The organism is Bradyrhizobium sp. Crot121 (assembly GCF_059512385.1).
In genome coordinates this window covers 1-375 of sequence record NZ_JCAMOR010000470.1, presented here as the reverse complement: position 1 = coordinate 375, position 375 = coordinate 1, and the positions used below count along the sequence as shown (strand labels likewise).

Annotated in this window: 1 protein-coding gene; it reads right to left on the bottom strand. The window is 57.6% G+C overall.

Annotated features, from left to right (window positions below):
• Positions 1–167: 167 nt before the first annotated feature.
• The coding region (locus AC5ZGW_RS47525) for a hypothetical protein (RefSeq protein ID WP_496114325.1) at positions 168–375 on the bottom strand (208 nt) is incomplete at its 5' end.

The window sequence follows — 375 nt, the reverse complement described above, 5'->3', positions numbered from 1 at the left end:
GATGGCGTGGCAGAATAGATGGTAGCGAGGGGAAAAGTGGTTGTCCTGCTCCAGCAACCTCGCGGCTTCCACGTAAGACAAGGCGTCGAAAGCAAATCGGATTGCCAGCTCCTCGTTGCTAAAATTCTGCGGAATCGGCCGTTTCATAGGTCTGTCGAGTCGCGGCCTCACTTTAGTCCGTAGTATTTCAGCGCCGCCTCTTTGAGCAAATCGGTCGCTACTGCGGAGCCGATCTTCCAAGCCCCGGACGCCGCCTTCGGTGCGTTCTTTTTGATCCACGCGAGCGCCCTAGGGCCAAGGGGCTTCTCCGCATTCTCCGGTTCCTCCGACGAAACGATATCGGTGATTTCCTTGGCTGCGTCGTCCGGCAATCCC